This is a genomic window from Leclercia sp. 119287, assembly GCF_009734485.1.
Classification (GTDB): Bacteria; Pseudomonadota; Gammaproteobacteria; order Enterobacterales; family Enterobacteriaceae; genus Enterobacter; species Enterobacter adecarboxylatus_C.
This window is the reverse complement of sequence record NZ_CP046445.1, coordinates 2,483,727-2,501,737: the sequence shown is the minus strand read 5'-3', so window position 1 is coordinate 2,501,737 and position 18,011 is coordinate 2,483,727. Positions and strand designations below refer to the sequence as shown.

General features: G+C 57.0%; 15 protein-coding genes and 1 pseudogene. 8 read left to right on the top strand and 8 right to left on the bottom strand.

Going from position 1 to position 18,011, the window contains the following annotated elements:
- Positions 1 to 81 precede the first annotated feature (81 nt).
- The 4 genes from GNG27_RS12060 (at position 82) to GNG27_RS12045 (ending at position 4,403) form a co-directional block, all read left to right on the top strand.
- Positions 82 to 657 (top strand): XRE family transcriptional regulator, encoded by a 576-nt coding sequence (locus tag GNG27_RS12060; RefSeq protein ID WP_142489553.1) that lies wholly within the window; start codon positions 82 to 84, stop codon positions 655 to 657.
- A gap of 65 nt (positions 658 to 722) precedes the next feature.
- On the top strand, positions 723 to 1,763 hold the full coding sequence (locus GNG27_RS12055; protein WP_156263835.1) for an NADP-dependent oxidoreductase: 1,041 nt from the start codon (positions 723 to 725) through the stop codon (positions 1,761 to 1,763).
- A 252-nt stretch (positions 1,764 to 2,015) separates the two neighbouring features.
- Positions 2,016 to 2,684, top strand: a complete 669-nt coding sequence (locus GNG27_RS12050; RefSeq protein WP_142489551.1) for a GntR family transcriptional regulator — start codon at positions 2,016 to 2,018, stop codon at positions 2,682 to 2,684.
- Positions 2,685 to 2,864: 180 nt separating this feature from the next.
- Positions 2,865 to 4,403, top strand: coding sequence for a methyl-accepting chemotaxis protein (locus tag GNG27_RS12045; RefSeq protein ID WP_156263834.1), 1,539 nt, complete (start codon positions 2,865 to 2,867; stop codon positions 4,401 to 4,403).
- 34 nt (positions 4,404 to 4,437) lie between these two features.
- On the opposite strand, the gene pqqU is transcribed toward GNG27_RS12045, so the two are convergent.
- Entirely contained in the window at positions 4,438 to 6,552 is a 2,115-nt protein-coding gene (gene pqqU / locus GNG27_RS12040; RefSeq protein WP_156263833.1) for a TonB-dependent receptor PqqU, read from the bottom strand.
- A 264-nt stretch (positions 6,553 to 6,816) separates the two neighbouring features.
- Between pqqU and GNG27_RS12035 the strand changes: the two genes are divergently transcribed.
- A complete protein-coding gene (locus GNG27_RS12035) occupies positions 6,817 to 7,878 on the top strand; it encodes a YncE family protein (RefSeq protein ID WP_142489548.1) in 1,062 nt (353 codons plus the stop codon).
- A 97-nt stretch (positions 7,879 to 7,975) separates the two neighbouring features.
- Here the strand turns inward: GNG27_RS12035 and GNG27_RS12030 are convergent, their stop codons facing one another.
- The gene (locus GNG27_RS12030; RefSeq protein ID WP_156263832.1) at positions 7,976 to 8,572 is read right to left on the bottom strand and encodes a TetR/AcrR family transcriptional regulator; all 597 of its coding nucleotides are present in this window, start codon (positions 8,570 to 8,572) and stop codon (positions 7,976 to 7,978) included.
- A gap of 128 nt (positions 8,573 to 8,700) precedes the next feature.
- Here GNG27_RS12030 and GNG27_RS12025 point away from each other — a divergent pair, with 128 nt between their 5' ends.
- Positions 8,701 to 9,093, top strand: coding sequence for a RidA family protein (locus GNG27_RS12025; RefSeq protein WP_142489546.1), 393 nt, complete (start codon positions 8,701 to 8,703; stop codon positions 9,091 to 9,093).
- A gap of 185 nt (positions 9,094 to 9,278) precedes the next feature.
- Here GNG27_RS12025 and ansP read toward each other — a convergent pair whose 3' ends face one another.
- From ansP to GNG27_RS12005, 4 genes are all read right to left on the bottom strand, one after another.
- Positions 9,279 to 10,775: an L-asparagine permease gene (ansP, locus tag GNG27_RS12020; RefSeq protein ID WP_156263831.1), complete on the bottom strand. Its 1,497-nt coding sequence runs from the start codon at positions 10,773 to 10,775 to the stop codon at positions 9,279 to 9,281.
- Positions 10,776 to 11,151: 376 nt separating this feature from the next.
- Positions 11,152 to 12,042 carry a LysR family transcriptional regulator gene (locus GNG27_RS12015; RefSeq protein ID WP_142489544.1) on the bottom strand — a complete coding sequence of 297 codons (891 nt, stop codon included), beginning with the start codon at positions 12,040 to 12,042 and terminating at the stop codon, positions 11,152 to 11,154.
- Positions 12,043 to 12,096: 54 nt separating this feature from the next.
- The gene (locus GNG27_RS12010) at positions 12,097 to 13,401 is read right to left on the bottom strand and encodes an HdeD family acid-resistance protein (RefSeq protein WP_156263830.1); all 1,305 of its coding nucleotides are present in this window, start codon (positions 13,399 to 13,401) and stop codon (positions 12,097 to 12,099) included.
- 2 nt (positions 13,402 to 13,403) lie between these two features.
- Positions 13,404 to 14,651 (bottom strand): MASE1 domain-containing protein, encoded by a 1,248-nt coding sequence (locus GNG27_RS12005; RefSeq protein WP_156263829.1) that lies wholly within the window; start codon positions 14,649 to 14,651, stop codon positions 13,404 to 13,406.
- 219 nt (positions 14,652 to 14,870) lie between these two features.
- Between GNG27_RS12005 and GNG27_RS12000 the strand changes: the two are divergent.
- A pseudogene (locus GNG27_RS12000) lies at positions 14,871 to 15,221 on the top strand (Fic family protein); the annotation flags it as partial.
- On the opposite strand, the gene GNG27_RS11995 reads toward GNG27_RS12000, so the two are convergent.
- Positions 15,218 to 15,364, bottom strand: coding sequence for a hypothetical protein (locus GNG27_RS11995; RefSeq protein ID WP_156263828.1), 147 nt, complete (start codon positions 15,362 to 15,364; stop codon positions 15,218 to 15,220). The pseudogene GNG27_RS12000 and the gene GNG27_RS11995 sit on opposite strands and share 4 nt — an antisense overlap.
- Before the next feature lie 116 nt (positions 15,365 to 15,480).
- Positions 15,481 to 17,016 (bottom strand): methyl-accepting chemotaxis protein, encoded by a 1,536-nt coding sequence (locus GNG27_RS11990; RefSeq protein WP_156263827.1) that lies wholly within the window; start codon positions 17,014 to 17,016, stop codon positions 15,481 to 15,483.
- Positions 17,017 to 17,366: 350 nt separating this feature from the next.
- On the opposite strand from GNG27_RS11990, the gene GNG27_RS11985 reads away from it, so the two are divergent.
- Positions 17,367 to 17,906, top strand: a complete 540-nt coding sequence (locus tag GNG27_RS11985) for a (d)CMP kinase (RefSeq protein ID WP_156263826.1) — start codon at positions 17,367 to 17,369, stop codon at positions 17,904 to 17,906.
- The last annotated feature ends 105 nt before the right edge of the window (positions 17,907 to 18,011 follow it).

Sequence of the window (18,011 nt, the reverse complement as noted above, 5' to 3'; positions counted from 1 at the left end):
TAAACGCTACGGTATAAGCCATATCTTTTTATTATGGAAAAAGCACGTTGTAATCCATTACTTTCACTATAGTATTACGTGATGAATACTATGCCAGACAATATTAATCAACGGATCAGCGCACGCATCCGGCTGGAGCGTGAATCCCGAGGCTGGTCTCTGAGCGAGCTGGCGGAACGCGCCGGTGTCTCACGGGCGATGATCCACAAAATTGAACGTGCTGAGAGTAGCCCAACGGCCACGCTGCTGGCACGGCTTTCCGGCGCGTTTGGCATCAGCATGTCCACGCTTATTGCGCGCGCTGAACTGCAGGAAGGCAAGTTGTTGCGCTTTGCCAACCAGCCGGTCTGGCGCGATCCGCAGACGCATTATCTGCGTCGTCACGTCTCGCCGCGCTCCGATCTGCCTATCGATATGGTGCAGGTTGAACTGCCCGGCGGCAGCGACGTGCCGATGCCAGCCTCTTCTTATGCCCTCGCACGCCAGCTAATCTGGCTCCAGTCTGGCGAACTGGTGTTCCTGGAAGGGGATACCCGCCACGAAATGCGCGCCGGGGACTGCCTGGAATTAGGCCCACCTAACGATTGTCGGTTTATCAACGAAAGCCGCGAGCCCTGCGTGTATCTGGTCGTCAGGCTGAACCAGTCTGGCTCGTAATGTCAAAGCAGACAGAGGAAGATGCGGCTAGTCTCTAAGGACGTTTGTCTAAACAGGAGTGAGGTATGAGTCAATCTTCAACGCAGAATCGTCAATGGCTTCTGGCTTCCCGCCCCCATGGCGCACCCACCACTGATAACTTTCGCTTAGAAACCACATCTATTCCGGAACCTGCCGACGGCCAGCTTCTGCTGCGCACTATCTGGCTGTCGCTCGATCCCTATATGCGCGGCCGCATGAGCGATGCGCCGTCCTACTCGCCGCCGGTGGAGATCGGTGCGGTAATGGTAGGCGGCACCGTTAGCCGCGTGGAAAAATCGAATCATCCTGACTATCAACCCGGTGAATGGGTGCTGGGCTACAGCGGCTGGCAGGACTATGACGTCTCTGACGGCAGCGGGCTGGTCAAACTGGGTACAGACCCTGAACACCCCTCCTGGTCGTTAGGCGTGCTGGGGATGCCCGGCTTCACCGCCTATATGGGGCTGCTTGATATTGGTCAGCCGAAATCAGGTGAGACGCTGGTGGTCGCTGCGGCTACCGGCCCGGTGGGCGCAACCGTCGGCCAGATTGGCAAGCTGAAAGGCTGCCGGGTGGTGGGCGTTGCCGGCGGTGCGGAAAAGTGCCGTCATGCAGTCGAGGTGCTGGGCTTTGACCAGTGTGTGGATCACCACGCCGGGGATTTTGCCGAACAGCTTAAACAGGCGTGCCCGCAGGGTATTGATATTTATTATGAAAATGTTGGCGGTAAGGTATTTGATGCCGTGCTGCCGCTGCTGAATACCGCGGCGCGCGTGCCGGTGTGCGGGCTGGTCAGCGGATACAACGCCACCGACCTGCCGCCTGGGCCGGATCGTCTTGGGCTGCTGATGGGCACCATCCTGAAGAAACGCATCCGCATGCAGGGCTTTATCATTAACCAGGACTATGGTTATCGCATCGCAGAATTTCAGCAGGAGATGGGCCGTTGGGTCCAGGAGGGCAAAATCCACTACCGTGAACAGGTCACGGACGAGCTGGAAAATGCCCCTCAGGCACTGATCGGACTGCTGGAGGGAAAAAACTTCGGTAAAGTCGTGATACGTGTCGCGAACAATAACTTATAGTACCTGTTATGGCGGATTATTCCGCCATAATTACCTGGGCAAAATTCGAAATAACGTCTTTAATTATACCAACATAGATTAGTCCGGTCGCCATATACGTAATGAGGAACATTAATTAATCAATTAATTTTGGTTTTGATGGATGACTTTTTTTAAAGTTAATCAGGCATGAAGATACAGGATATATCTTTCCCGCAGCGGTCAGTTTATCACTGTGGTATATAAGTTAAGTGTTGGTAACAGGAATTGAACATGCTGGATTTGGACAATTTAGAAAAGGCTCAACGAATGAGCCTGACGATGCAAGTTGAGGTGAGTCTGAAAGGTGCCCTGATTGCAGGGGCCCTGAAACCAGGCGCACGGCTCGTCACTAAAGAGATTGCGGATAAGTTAGGTACCAGTATTACTCCTGTACGTGAAGCACTGCTGCGGTTGGTCTCCGCTGGCGCGCTGCACGCCACCCCGGCGCAAGCGTTTCTGGTGCCGGAAGTCTCGCTTGAGCGTTACAACGAAGTCAATGCCATCCGTAAGGAGCTGGAGTGCATGGCCGTTGCGGCGGCGTGCGAGCAGATGTCTGATGAGCGGATCGCCACTCTGCGTACTCTCTCCGACAATTTTCATGATGCGATGAGCAATGGAGAGGTGGAGCGTGCGCTTCATGCCAACCGGGCTTTTCGCTTCACGCTCTATCACTATGCGGATATGCCAACGCTGATGGCGCTGATTGAGCAGTTATGGGTGCGTATTGGACCCTGTTTCAACTGTCTGTACGATCCCGAAATTGTGCTGCCGTGCCGCTCCTATCGCTACGATGAATTACTCACTGCCCTGGAACAGGGCGATACAGAAGCCAGCCGCGCGGCGATTGACAAAGTCATCGACGAGGCAAATGCCATATTGATTAAGCAGTTTTTACCGTAATTTACTTAAACAAGCGAAGCGGTAATATCGCGGACTATTTCCCTGCATTATTTTCCGGCGGTCATTGTGCTGCCGGAAATGCTATTTCCTTTCAAACTGATAAGACCAGCCTGGCTATGAAATAACCACAACACCTGCCGATAACCTTAAAAGGCACAGTTGCCTTCTAAGGAGCCAGGAATGAGTGTCAGTCAACGATTACGTAATATAAAAATGAGCAGAAAGCTCGCGACAGGTTTTGGTCTGGTGCTGCTGCTGGTGGCGGTATCGACGCTGTTGAGCGTGCAGCGCTTCAAAGAGATTCGCGACGTCTATCAGCAAACTAACCTGATCTATAACATCAATATCGAGGTCTTCCAGGCCAAGATAAACCGCCTTAAATTCCTCTATAACGGTGACGAAAAATCCGGTCAGCTGATGGCGAACTACGTCAGGCATGCTGCCGACCTAACCGCTGAAGCCCAGCAGCTGGAGTGGACACCCAAAGAGAAAGCGATCATTGACGCCATTGCCGGGCATCTGGCCCGTTTTGGCAGCAGCGTGAGCGAAATGCAGACCGCGATGGCGGCCTGGCACGCGGACAAAAACGATCAGGCTGCAACAGCAGCCCTGAAGGCGGCGGAAGACAAAGTCAAAACCGCAGGGGACGACAGCAGCGCTGCGATCCGCGACATCATCGCGCTGGTCAAAGTCCATAACGACTCGCTGGCCTACAGCTCCAGCACCATCACCGCCATTATTGGCGTGGTGGCCGTTCTCTTCGGGATCCTCGTCTCCTGGTGGGTTACCCGCCAGATCACCCATCCGGTTAAACACAACCTCCAGCTGGCCGAGCGCATTGCCAGCGGCGATCTCAGCTCGGATATTCTCCCGCAGGGTGAAGACGAACTGGGCAAACTGACCGGGGCGATGGGAAGGATGAACGATAAACTGCGGCTGATGATTGGCGAAGTCCGCAGCAGCGTGGCGCAGGTGTCGCTGGCGGCAAGCGAAATTGCCGAAGGCAATACCGACCTGTCATCGCGCACCGAGCAGCAGGCCGCGGCCGTGGTGCAAACCGCAGCCAGCATGGAAGAGCTGACCGCCACGGTGAAAAACAACGCCGATAACGCCCGTCACGCCAGCCAACTGGCGGCAGAAGCCTCGCAAACCGCCACCCAGGGCGGACGGGTGATGCGCGATGTGGTGAGCACCATGAGCGACATTAACACCAGCTCGCAAAAAATTGCCGATATCACGGCGGTGATCAACAGCATCGCCTTCCAGACCAATATTCTGGCGCTGAATGCCGCGGTAGAAGCGGCGCGCGCGGGGGAGCAGGGGCGCGGCTTTGCGGTCGTGGCCAGCGAAGTGCGCAGCCTGTCGCAGCGCAGCTCTCAGGCGGCGAAAGATATCGAACTGCTGATCAGCGAATCGGTCACGCGTATCAACACCGGTAGCGATCTGGTGGCGAAAGCCGGGCAGACCATGGAGCAGGTAGTGGACTCGGTGACCCGCGTCAACGATATCATGGGCGAAATCTCCTCGGCTTCTGAAGAGCAGAGCCGCGGCATTGAGCAGATCTCCCGTGCGGTGATGGAGCTGGACACCACCACCCAGCAAAACGCCTCGCTGGTGGGCGCATCCTCGACGGCGGCAGGGGCGCTGGAAGACCAGGCCCGTCTGCTGGAGTCGCTGGTAGCGGCGTTCCGTCTGGAACAGCGCGCGCAGATGGCATAAAAAAACCCGGCAGACTGGGCTGCCGGGTTTTTTATTACTCGAAGCGATACGAGACGGAAAGGCCCACCCCGTAGTTACGCCCCGGAGCCGGTTCGTAGTAACGCCCGTTTGATTCGTTGACGATAACCGAGCCGACATACTCTTTGTCGAACAGGTTATCCACGCGGCCAAAGACGTCCATGCCCCAGTTGCCGACGTTCAGCTTATAGCCGGTATTCAGGCCCACGACGGTATAAGAGGGGGCTTTGGCGTTGTTTTCGTCATCGGCCTCGATGTCGCTCATGTAGCGCACATCCGATCCCGCATACCAGCCCTCTTCAGGCTGCCAGCCAAAGGAGGCATAGCCCATGTTGCGCGCAATGCCCGGCATCCGGTTGCCTTCGCAGTCTGCGTCACCACAGACGTTGGTGCGGTAGGTGGCATCCAGGTACGTCCACGCCATCTTCAGCTTCCAGTTCTCAGCAAACTGCTGATCGAGTGAAAGCTCCACACCCTGACGACGGGTTTTACCGGCGTTTTTGTAGCTGGTGCGTCCGCCTGCGCTGGCATCCACCACGATTTCATCGTCGGTATCGGTGCGGAACAGCGCCGCGGTGAACAGGCCGTTGCCGACTCGCGTTTTGCTCCCCACTTCATACGTATTGTTGGTCGACGGCTTGAGGCCGAAGTTCAGGCCGCTCTGGTTATCGGAACGGTAGGAGAGTTCGTTGATGGTCGGGGTTTCAAAACCACGGCCTGCGGCGGCATAGACGTTCCAGGCATCGGTCACGCGGTACTTCAGCGCGCCTGCCGGGAGCCATTTGTGGTAGCTGGTGTCGCCGCTGTCATCGCCGTTAGCACCCTGCACATAGTGGTCGTTCGAGTCGAACCACACCGAGCTGTAGCGCACGCCCGCATCGAGGGAGAGCTTATCTGTCAGCTGCCAGTTGGTTTGCAGGTAAGGGTCGACGTTCCACATCAGGTTGCGCTCATCGCGGCGCTTCGCCCCTTTCACGCCATAGTCCGGCGACCCGTTGTTCATCACGAAGTTTTCATACCCGCGACGATCTTCGCTCAGGTTTTCGTAGTTCAGACCGGTGGTGAAAGTCATCGGCACCAGCAGTTCCCCACGGTGGGTCCAGCGGGTGTCGATCCCCTGGTAGTGGCGCTGCATGTCGATCACGCCCCCCGCGTGGGTTGGACGCAGCTGCGGCTGGTACGGGATCGACTGGTACTGGGTCATCTCACGCTCGCCGGCGTAGGCCATCACGCTGAGGTCGTCCTGCGCGCTCAGCTGGCGCTCATAGCGCAGGCCCGCCTGGGTCTGCTTGATGGTTTTACGGGTGTTGTACTGATCCCCGCGCGGGGACTGACGTGGGTTATCCCGCCACTCCTGATAATCCAGTCCGCCGGGATCGTTGGCTTTCATATCGACGCTGTTAAAAATCAGGCTCAGCTTGCTGGCATCGTCGATGCGCACGCCCAGTTTGGCGTTGGCGAGGTTTTTACGCGCGCCGCTGTGATCGCGATAGCCGTGGGTGGTGAAGCGGGTGGTGGAGACGGTGTAATCCACATCCCCAGGCTGCGTGCCGTCGCCCATCGCGCCGGTGGCCTTCATGCCGTAGCGCCAGCTGCCATAGCTGCCGTAATAGCTGCTGGCCTCCACGGTGGTGGGCTGGCGTCCGGTTTCGGTGGTCATGTTAATCACGCCGCCCGAGGCATTGCCGTACAGGGCGGAGAACGGCCCGCGCAGGACCTCCACGCTCTCGATGCTGTTGATATCGATGTTCGAGGTTTGCCCCTGTCCGTCCGGCATGGTGGCCGGTATCCCGTCGACGTACAGACGAATACCGCGCACCCCGAAGGTGGAGCGGGCACCGAAACCGCGGGTCGACAGCTGGAGATCCTGGGCGTAGTTCTGACGGTTCTGGATTTGTAGTCCGGGAACGCTGCCGAGGGTTTCAGAGAGATTAATGCGCGGGGTGGCCTGGCGCATATCATCGCCGTTGACCACGCTGACCGCCGCAGGCGTATCCAGCTCAGATAGCGTTTGCGGCGACGCGCTGACGATCATGGTTTGCTCTTCGGCCGCCATCGTAGCGACAGGCGAAAAAATAACAGGAACCAACAGCAGGGGAAGCGTTGCCTTACGGGCAGAAATGATTTTCATGAATAAAAGCCGGTTAAGGGAATGACGAACCAAATGGAACATGTACTTATATGGTAAATCTTTTGTAAATGTTTTGAAAACCATAAAAGCACATAGCGTTAATCAAAGTGTAGGATAAATCGGCGGATCGTCTTGATGCGATCAAGAATTACTCCACATTGAGATAAATAATGATTACTATTCTCATCAATAATCAGGCGAAGCGATGACTTTGCCAGCCGGAAGCGATGTCACCGATACCATCTACGTTAAAAGGGAGTTGTTATGAATTTACGTCACCTGTGCTCGCCGCGTCTGCGTGGCTCACTGCTGTTAGGTTCTCTGCTGGTCGCCGGGACCTTTAATGTTCATGCCGCCGAAGAGATGCTGCGTAAAGCGGTGGGTAAGGGCGCGTATGAGATGGCCGTCAGCCAGCAGGAGAACGCATTGTGGGTCGCCACCACCCAGAGCCGCAAAACCGATAAAGGTGGGGTGGTTTACCGTCTCGATCCGCTGACCCTGGAAGTGACACAGGCTATTCATAGCGACCTGAAACCTTTTGGTGCCACTATCAACAACGCCACCCAGACGCTGTGGTTTGGTAACACCACCAACAGCGCGGTGACGGCGATTGACGCCAAAACCGGTGACGTGAAGGGCCGTCTGGTGCTTGACGATCGTAAGCGCAGCGAAACCGTCAAACCGCTGCAGCCGCGTGAGCTGGTGGCAGATGACACCACTAACACTGTCTATATCACCGGTATCGGTAAAGAGAGCGTGATTTGGGTGGTGGACGGCGAAACGCTGAAGCTGAAAGAGACCATCACCGGCACCGGCAAGTTCAGCACCGGTCTGGCGCTGGATGCGCAGGCTAAGCGCCTGTACACCACCAACGGCGACGGCGAGCTGCTGACCATAGATACCGCGACCCATAAAATCATCGAGCGCAAAAAACTGCAGGACGACGGCAAGGAGCACTTCTATCTGAACCTGAGCCTCGACGTGAAGGGCCAGCGCGCGTTTATCACCGACTCTAAGCAGCCGGAAGTGCTGGTCATCTCCCTGAAAGACGGCAGCGTCATCAGCAAAGTGGCCGCACCTGAGTCACTGGCCGTGCTCTTCAACCCGGCACGCAATGAAGCCTACGTGACCCACCGTGAAGCGGGCAAGGTGAGCGTGATTGATGCGAAAACCTATAAAGTGACGAAAACCCTCGACACCCCGACCTTCCCGAACAGCCTGGCGCTCTCTGCCGACGGTAAAACCCTGTTCGTGACGGTGAAGCAGAAGTCTTCCCGCCAGCAGGAAGCAACCCAGCCGGATGATGTGATCCGTATCGCGCTGTAAGTGAAGTCCCGTGCCGGGTGGCGGCTTCGCCTTACCCGGCCTACAACACCACGTAAACCGTAGGCCCGTGCAAGCGCAGCGCCGCCGGGCAAATATGTTATTCCGGGCGCTGGCACAGGCCGCATGCCAGCTGCGTAAACACCGCAATAATGTCCGGCAGCGCCTTCATGGGATCTTGGCTGGACGCTATCCATAGCGCGGCGCTCATCGCGGCGCTGTTTAACATATAGGCCGCGGCATCCGCGTTCACGGGGTTTATCTCGCCGCGTTCGAGCATGTTTATGATGCTCTGGCGGGTGGATGCAAGGCAGCTCAGCTGACCCGGCCACTGGGCGGGGTCGCCCAGAAAAGCAGGGCCATCCAACAGAACGATGCGTTGCACCTCCGGGTCGAGCGCCATTTTAATATAGGCCACCCCTTCGGCTAATAGTCTTTCCCAGTCATCATCCACATCAGCGGCCTCAGCCTTGGCGCGTTGCGCCATTTCACCATCTATCTGGTCGACAACGGCGGCGAGGAGACCTTTTTTATCGCCAAAATTGTGGTACAGCGCCCCGCGAGTAAGGCCGACGCTGGCGGTGAGTTCATCCATTGATGCTGCGGCAAAGCCCTTTTCAGCAAAGGCTTTTCTTGCCGCCAGGATCAGTTTTGCCCGGTTCTCTTCCATCGTTTCGCTGCGGCGTTTGGCCACCATAGGTCCTCCATCTTCATTTGACATACGCGGCGTATGTGTGATTAATTTGACATACGCCACGTATATTAAATCATCCTTACGTGCTGCGCTTGACGTTTTTTAACCTTCTCTACAGTACAGGACACGCTATGATCCAGCGCGAACCGATTTTCCCTGCAAACCGACATGCGCTCTATGAAGCGCACGGTTACTCTGCCGCCATCCGTTCCGGCGATTTACTCTTTGTTTCTGGTCAGGTGGGAAGCCGCGCCGATGGCACGCCGGAGCCGGATTTTGCCGCTCAGGTACAGCTTGCGTTTGAGAACCTGAAAGCGACGCTTGCCGCGGCGGGATGTACATTTGACGATCTGATTGATGTCACGACCTTCCATACCGATCCGCAGAATCAGTTTCCAGTGATTATGCAGGTCAAACAGGCTATTTTCCCGCAGCCTCCTTATCCGAACTGGACCGCCGTCGGCGTGACCTGGCTGGCAGGATTTGATTTCGAAATTAAGGTGATTGCACGCATTCCGCAGTAATCCAGGCCCGTGCAAGCGCAGCGCTGCCGGGCAAAAGGGTGAGTGCGGTCTGTTTGCCGGGTGGCGGCTTCGCCTTACCCGGCCTACGAAAGGATGTGCGTGCGGATTTTGTAGGCCCGTGCAAGCGCAGCGCCGCCGGGCAAAAAAAAAGGAAGGCATCTGCCTTCCCTTTTTTATTCATGCTTTTACCTTGAGGTCTCTTCCACCAGCGGACCATCCTGCTTTTCATCGTCCGGGTGTTTCGGCGCGGTGCTGTGGATCTCATGCACGCGCTTACGTACGCCAAACCAGCCCGCTACCAGCAGAACCGCCAGCAGAGGGATAGTCGCAATGGTGTAGGTGCCGTTCGGGTAGTCGAACGCCATCAGCACCAGCACGCTGAACAGGAACAGCAGGGTCAGCCAGGAGGTGACCGGTGCGCCCGGCATTTTGAAGCTCACGTCGGCAGCGGTGCCTGCCTTTATCGCTTTGCGCAGACGCATCTGGCACACCACGATAAAGGCCCAGGAGGCGATAATGCCCAGCGCCGCCACGTTCAGCACGATCTCAAATACCTGCGACGGCACCAGATAGTTCAGGAACACGCCGAAGACGTAGACCACCAGGGTCGCCAGAATGCCCGCGTACGGCACCTGCTGCTTGCTCATCTTCGACATAAACTTCGGTGCAGAACCACCCATCGACATGGAGCGCAGGATACGGCCGGTGGAGTACAGGCCGGAGTTCAGGCTCGAGAGCGCCGCGGTGAGAACCACGATGTTCATGATGCTGCCCACGTACGGCACGCCGAGCTTCGAGAAGAAGGTCACGAACGGACTTTGACCCGCCTGGTAGGCGTTCCACGGCAGGAGCAGAACCAGCAGCACCACGGAGCCAACATAGAACAGGCCGATACGCCAGATCACGCTGTTGATAGCCTTTGGCACCATGTTCTCTGGATCTTTACATTCGCCCGCCGCCGTACCCACCAGCTCAATGGAGGCAAAGGCGAACACCACGCCCTGGACCAGCACCAACGCCGGCAGAAGGCCGTGCGGGAAGAAACCGCCGTTATCGGTGATCAGATGGAAGCCGGTCATGTTGCCGTCCAGCGGTTTACCGCTGCCGAGGAACACCGTACCGACGACCAGGAAGATCACAATCGCCAGCACCTTAACCAGCGCAAACCAGAACTCCATCTCCGCGAACCACTTCACGCCGATCATGTTCATGGTGCCGACAATCGCCAGCGCGCCAAGGGCAAATACCCACTGCGGCACATCGCCAAACGCGCCCCAGTAGTGCATGTAGAGCGCCACCGCCGTGATATCCACGATCCCGGTCATCGCCCAGTTGACGAAGTACATCCAGCCCGCGACATAGGCGGCTTTTTCACCGAGAAACTCACGGGCGTAGGAGACGAAGCTGCCGCTGGACGGACGGTGTAACACCAGTTCGCCAAGGGCACGCAGAATAAAGAAGGAGAAGATACCGCACACCAGATAGACCAGTGCGAGGGCCGGGCCAGCCATCTGCAGACGAGCGCCTGCACCTAAAAACAGCCCCGTACCGATAGCGCCGCCGATGGCGATCATCTGCACCTGACGGTTGCCCATCGCCTTGTGATAGCCCTCTTCGTGGGCGTTCAGCCAGCGACGTTTCGCAGCATGATGATCGGCTGCGATTTTATTGCTTGTTTTCATTGAGTTACCTGTTTACCTGTCTGAATCATGTTTCATGATGTCCTCTCCGGCAGGTCACAATACAAACGATTGCTTTTGCGCGGAAATGTGCTACCTTTCCAGTCATTCTGCGTATGGATAAGGCAAAACATGGCGAAGCATCCTACCTGCAAATAGTAAGGGACGCAAAATATAACGGGCCGAAAGTGAGGTGGCTCTAAATAATTGGTCGGGGCAGTGCTGTCGGGGGTTTGAGGCTGCTGAATCGTGCGTATTTTTGAAACGGCTTTTTGCGTTTTCGCCGCAATTTATATCAGTTTTGCTTAATTATTGCACAGCGGTGAATACGGAGATGCCGACCCGATCGCAGGACCGGCAAAGCGGGGCAGAAAGACCGCTATTTGTGGCGCAGAGCCTCAACCAACAGGGCAAAGGCGGTAGTGTGCTGGCGGCGGCTGGGGTAGTAGAGATGGTAGCCGTCAAACGCGGGACAATACGCCTCCAGCACTCGCGCCAGACGCCCCTGGCTGATGGCTTCCTGTACGGTGTCTTCCGGAACATAGGCGAGTCCCAGACCGGCCTCGGCGGCGTCCAGGCGCTGGGGCAGGTTATTCAGGGTTAACTGCCCGTCCACCCGAACGCGGATCTCCCGCCCTTCACAGGTAAACTCCCAGGCATACAGGCCGCCGCGCGTCGGCAGGCGCATATTGATGCAGCGGTGATCCGCCAGCTGCTCGGGAGTCTGCGGCTCGCCATGCCGGGTGAAATAGTCCGGGGAGCCGACGACCGCCATCCGCATATCTGGCGCGATGCGCACCGCAATCATATCCTTTGCCACCTGTTCGCCCAGCCGCACGCCGGCATCATAACGGCCGTCGACGATATCCGTCAGGCCGTTATCCACCGTCACTTCCACATTGATATCCGGGTACTGCGCCATAAAGGGTTTCAGCACCGGCCACAGCACCCCGGTCATGGCATGTTCTCCGGCGTTAATGCGGATATTGCCCGCCGGGGTATCGCGCATATCGCGCAGGGCGGTCAGCTCCTGCTCGATCTCCCGCAGATGCGGGCTCAGGCGTATAAACAGCTGTTCGCCCGCTTCGGTGGGGGCCACGCTGCGGGTGGTCCGGGTCAGCAGGCGCATATCGAGGCGCGCTTCAAGGTTGCGCATGGCGTGGCTGAGGGCCGACTGCGACACGCCCAGCTGCGCCGCGGCGCGGGTGAAGCTGCGCTCCCGGGCGACGACCATAAACGACAGCAGATCGTTAAAATTATCCTTCAGCATCGTGGCGCTCCCATTATATGAATTTCACTCATGTTTCCTTGTAGATTATGCAGTCTAATCTTCGCCGTCCGCCGCCGTAAACCATCTCTTTTTGATCAGGTGGATCAGCGACACCTCCGTGGGGTGAACCACCGCATGTAGCGCCCGGGTATAGTCCAGCACCAGCCCGGGCGTCCAGGCCATGTTGGTGGCACGCTTGTGCAGCTGCGCGGCGATCCACAGCTCCGGAATAAACAACAGCCGCACAAAGCCGCCCCGGGTACAGCGCTCTTTCAGGGCACCATCCATGGCGGCTTCAAGGGCCCAGGCCACGCTGCTGGAGCAGTTGCGCCAGGTCAGGTTGTAGGTTTTGGTTTGCCGGTAATGGTTCCAGAAACTGGTGAGTGATGTCGCATTAAAGGTGGAGAAGTGGATTTTGCGGTCGGACTCGCACCACATATTGGCTTCAAAGGGATAATCCGGTTGATACTTACCCGCCACGGTGTTCGCCTCCACCGCCTTCAGCAGGTTAAAAAACTCCGACGGTGACCGGTCAATCTCCGCCGCCGGGTAGAGGCTGATATAGAGCGTCGGCGGCAGTTCCAGCGCCGCATGGCCGGTCGAGATCACGCCGTCGGCATCCACGGCGGCAATGTAGCGGTTGATCACCGGGCGCGGAAGCGTCTGTTGTTTAGCCGAGCCCTCCGGCGTCCAGACGTGAACGATCAGCTGATTACCCGGCGTGTTCTCAACCTCCTGCGGGAGCGCCTCGCGCTCGCCAATCCTCAGCGTCTGCGGGACGAGAATATCGAATACCGAGCGGCCGTGGCGGACCTGGCGCATCCGCAGGGAGAGGATCACCGAGTGCACCCCGCCGGTGAGCATCACCATGCCGATAAACTGCGAGACGGTGCCGTCGTGTTCTGTCGGAAAGGGCAGGAACAGGAAAATAGCAAACAGGATTTGCGACACCCCGGAGAGCAGGGCGCGACGCCAGTGGCTAAAGCGCACCACCACCGCAGAGGCGATGGTGAACAGGCCGGTAATGAAGTACGCAATTCCGAAGACGATCGCCAGCGCCAGGGTGCCATCATGGCGACCCGATAAAATCAGAATGGCGATTAACAGGAACACGCCGCCCTTAAAGTAAAAAATCCCGCGCTGGGTCCCTTTAGCCGCCGAGCCCAGCGCCAGGGACACCAGGCTGTCGAGCAGCAGAAACAGCCCAAAGACATGCAGGGGGAAGTGCAGCCCACCCTGCAGGCCATCGATAAAAATGGCCAGCCCCAGCCCGCCCCAGAGCATTCCGGCCACCATGAAGAACGGCGCTGCTCTGCGGACAAACGCCGCCCCGGCCAGCAAAAAAGCGATTTGCAGCATGGTTAACTCTCCTCCTGCGGCGCGGGCTGAAACAGGCTTTCCTTGTCTTCAGACCAGAACGCGACAATCACCGGGCGATCCTTATCGGCCATCAGCAGCATATTTCGTTCAGTTATTCTGATGGGCGGATGGTCCCGGAGCGCCAGCGTAAAATGAAATGCCTCCGCAACGGGCTGGCTGTCCGCTACCGCCTGCCAGCGGGCGGCCATCTGCGCCTGCTGTCGCGGATCGGGTACCCGGATCAGCAGCGCTTCCCGGGTGGTGACCTGGGCTAACGCGGCGGCGAGGGCCGGGTGCGCATGAGGAGCCCAGACCAGGCGACCCGTTTCGGGATCGAGGGAGTAGGCCGTAGACCGGGCATGACGGTCGGCGGGGGTATGCGTTTTCTGGGCGCGAATAAACACCAGCAGCAGGGCAGCGGCGGAGAGGTAACATTGCGCCAGCAAAATCGACTCCTCCGGGGTCAGGCGGGCGAAATAAAAGGGGCCGGTTTCGCGCCAGGAGGCGTAGATCACCACGGCGCTAAAGAGGATAAACGCCAGCGATGCCAGGCGATTACCGCATATAACGGTGGTGGCGGTCAGCAGGACCAGCGGCAGGCAGGCCAGGGCGTAAATCAGGGCGATATTGTCGCTGCGGTCGGGCACGCCGTTGAAGATATAGAGGGTCGTCAACAACACGGCGAACACTAAAAACACGCCTGCTAATGACTCCTGCCGCGCCCCTTTATCGACCGGGGCCAGAAGGCCCATCAGCGGCGGGGTGACAAACAGCGTGCCGGTGACGTTGGCGCTCCAGACGATCCACAGCCATGGCATCTGCACGCTCCCGGCCATCAGGGAGAGCCAGCCGACCCCCGCCAGCGCCGCCAGCGCGCTGAAGACGATAGTGGAAATCACCCAGTTGACGATTTTGTGCAGGCGGTCGTAGTCCCGGGAAAAATAGCGCACACTCCATGCAATGCCCAGATGGCTGGTCAGCGAAAACAGGGCCAGCACCAGCGAGACGTGAAGCGTATGCTGAAAGGTCACCCCCAGTAACAGGCGGGCAAGGAACAGGGTAAGCCAGAGCGCGAGCCACCGCTTTCGCGTTGTGATGAGAAAGGCGGTAACGGCCACGCCCGACGGCAGCCAGATAAATGCCGCCCGGCTCTCAGGACCGTCGAGGAATAACGAGATCCAGCCCAGCAGATAATAGAGTGCGCCCCAGGCGAGTAACGAGACCGCTAACGTCAGTTTATCTGCTTTCATCCAGGGCTCCCGGCAGTGACCGTCGCTATAAAAAGATATGACCTTTTCGCCGGGTTAGCCATTTTTGCCGTGGCGATGAGTCGCCAGGCGCAGGGTGAAAGGAGATCAGCCAACACAGCGACGGTTTGCTGAATGGCGGTAGAAGCTTGTCAAAATATGAACTAATTTCAGCGGAACAGCGTTACCAGCCTGGATCCGGTGACACAGTTATGGCGAATAAAGGACGGTTTTCAGTTTGCAGCCGCCAACAGGATCCCCATGCTGATAGCTGGCTTCGGGAAGCAATATCTCTGCTGTTCCGGCGACTTGAAATCAATGACCCGCCCTGAACTGGTTCGTTATCTGGCTGAATGTCATGTTGAGTTCATTTTGATTCATCCCTTCAGGGAAGGTAATGGACGTCTGTCGCGGCTACTCTTCGACATGTTGTCGGTTCTGGCGGGAAAAGGGGTGCTAGATTATAGCTTGTGGGACGAGCACAAGACTTTTTACTTCAAGGCGATTCAGGCTGGTGTGTCAGGCAACTACAGCCCCATGATGCAACTGGTTGACGATATTCTGCCTGATTAGCGGGCGAGACCAACGGCTTTCGCCTGGGCCTGATTTTGTTTGAGTTGCTGCTCAATTTTTTGTACAGAAACGCCTGTTTCGATCGCGGTTGAGCTGGCAACGGAACGATAGATCTGAGCTTTGGTGATGGTTTTTTTTCTCATGCTATGTACCTCCTGAATGGCTCTGGAAATTTTAGGGAGGAACCGTGCCATTAGCAAGGTGGTTCGTACCGTTACCCATTCATCGGGGCGAAAACAAATTTTCGCCCCGATGTTGTTCAGCCGCCGAACACCGCAATCGCCTGCTGCAGGCGGGTGGTGCGCTGGGTGAGGTGGTTGGCCGCCTGGGTGACGTGCTCCACCATCCCGGTGTTGTTATGGGTCATCACCCCGATACGGGAAATGGATTCATTAATCAGGGTCAGCGCCTGGGTCTGCTCCTGGGTGGCGTGACCGATCTCCTTGATCAGGGCCGACATGTTCAGCACGTTACCAATCATGGTGGTCAGCTGGGTTTCGGTCTGTTCCACCATATCCACCCCGGCGTTGACGCTGGCGACGTTCTTCTCGATAAGGGACGCGATCTCCTTCGCTGCTGAAGCAGAGTGCTGGGCCAGGTTACGCACTTCGGCGGCGACCACCGCGAAGCCGCGTCCCGCCTCCCCGGCGCGGGCGGCTTCTACCGCGGCATTCAGCGCCAGAATATTGGTCTGGAAGGCGATCCGGTCGATCACCGCGATGATATCGACAATCTGGCCGTTATCCCACGACACCGACTGCATCACGCCGATGGTCTGCTTCATCACCGCTTCGCCGCTGTACGCGCTGGCGCTGGTCTGGTCGGCCATCCGGATTGCCTCTTCCGCCGTTTGTGCGGTCTGTTTTACCGCGCTGGCAATCTCTTCCACCGCCGCAGCGGTCTGCTGCAGATCACCGGAGGTCTCTTCCGAGCGGGCCTGCAGGGCATCGCCTTCTTTGGCGACCTGCTGGCTGATATCGCGGATACCGTTGATTTGCGTCCCGACATCATCCACCAGCGAGTTCAGGTTTAATCCGGACTGGTTAACCAGCCGCATCATTAAGCCAATCTCATCGACGCGATCGAAATGGGTGTAATCTGTCTTGCGACCCGACACCACGCGCTGCATCTGTTTAACGATGGTTTTTACCGGGCGACAGATCTGGGCATTGAGAAATAACGCCAGCAAAATAAACAGCAGCGCCAGGACGACGGACTGCATTATTCCGGTAGAGAATAATAAAGGCAGGGCCAACGCGAGCAGGGCGGTAATACCAAGGGAGTAATTAACCCGCTTCGCGGTACTGAGCCGTTTGAAAATAGAGAGGAAGGAGAATATTCCCCGACGCACCAGCACCCCTTTATAAAAACGATGGCCTTTTATTTCGTTATTTCGCACCCGCTGATAGAGCGCCTCGCTGGCATCGATCTCACGACGTTCGGGAATATTGCGCACCGAGATATAGCCGGTGAGGCTGTCATTCTGGTAGACCGGCGTGACGTTGGCCCGCACCCAGTAGTGATCCCCGTTGTGACGGCGGTTCTTCACCAGCCCGGTCCAGCTCTCGCCCTGCTGCAGGGTAAACCACATATCGCCAAACGCCTCCGGGGGCATATCAGGATGGCGGATCACATTATGCGGTTCACCAATAAGATGTTCTTCTTTATAACCACTGGCATCAATAAAGGCCGAGTTCGCGTACGTAATATGACTCTGGGTATCGGTGGTCGACATTAGGGTCGATCCTTCGTTAAGCAAATACTCGTTTTGTGTAACTTGATTGTTACGCCTCATGAATAACTCCATGGTGATGTCTGTGTAAAGAGAAGCCGCCCGAAAAAAAAGTTTCAGGCAAGGTTAACTGTTTATTCTGTAATATTACGGCTGGCGTATTCTCCACAAAAATTAATGAATTAGAAAGCGCCAGAATTAACTATTTTTTTGTATTAACCGGTGCTTCTGTAATAAAAATGCAATCAGCAGGGGGCGAATATCAATGCAGGCGGGAAATAAACCGACTTAAGGCAAATATAACGGAAATAATGGCTCCATGGCGAAAACCACACTTCCGAAATCGTGTTTCATTAACATTCATAAAACATTATCATTGTTAGCCCGTTTTTCACGACGCATCAGGAAATGTGATGAAAATCAATATTGTTGGCACCAGCGGCAGCGGCAAGAGCACGCTGGCCCGCAGGATCGCTAGTGAACTGGCACTGCCCTGTATCGAAATGGACACTCTGTACTGGCGTCCTGACTGGCAGGGCACCCCGGACGAGGTCATGTTCGCAAAGCTGGAGACGGCGCTCAGCGCCACGCCAGGCTGGGTGCTGGACGGCAACTACAACCGCACCCGCCCGATAAAATGGCGCAACGTCGATCTGGTGGTATGGGTCGATTACGGCCTGGCCCGCACCCTGCGTCAGGCCGTCACCCGGGCGGTTAAACGCGCCTGGACGCGGCAGGAGCTGTGGCCCGGCACCGGCAACCGGGAGAGTTTTCGCCGCACCTTCTTTAGCCGGGAATCGATCCTGCTGTGGACAATCAAAACCTGGCGCAGCAACCGGGTGCGCTACGAGGCCGACATGCAAAACCCGGCTTTTGCCCATATCCGCTTCGTGCGCATCACCTCCCGCCAGCAGGCCAACGCCCTGATCGCCGGGCTCCGTTCATCGCGATAATCCGACGCGGTATTTCTGAAATCCGGCAAACCAAATGTAAATTAATTGTTTCTCAGAGGTGAAATCGCCCTTTAATAATGGCGACATGTTTAGTCAAACGAGATT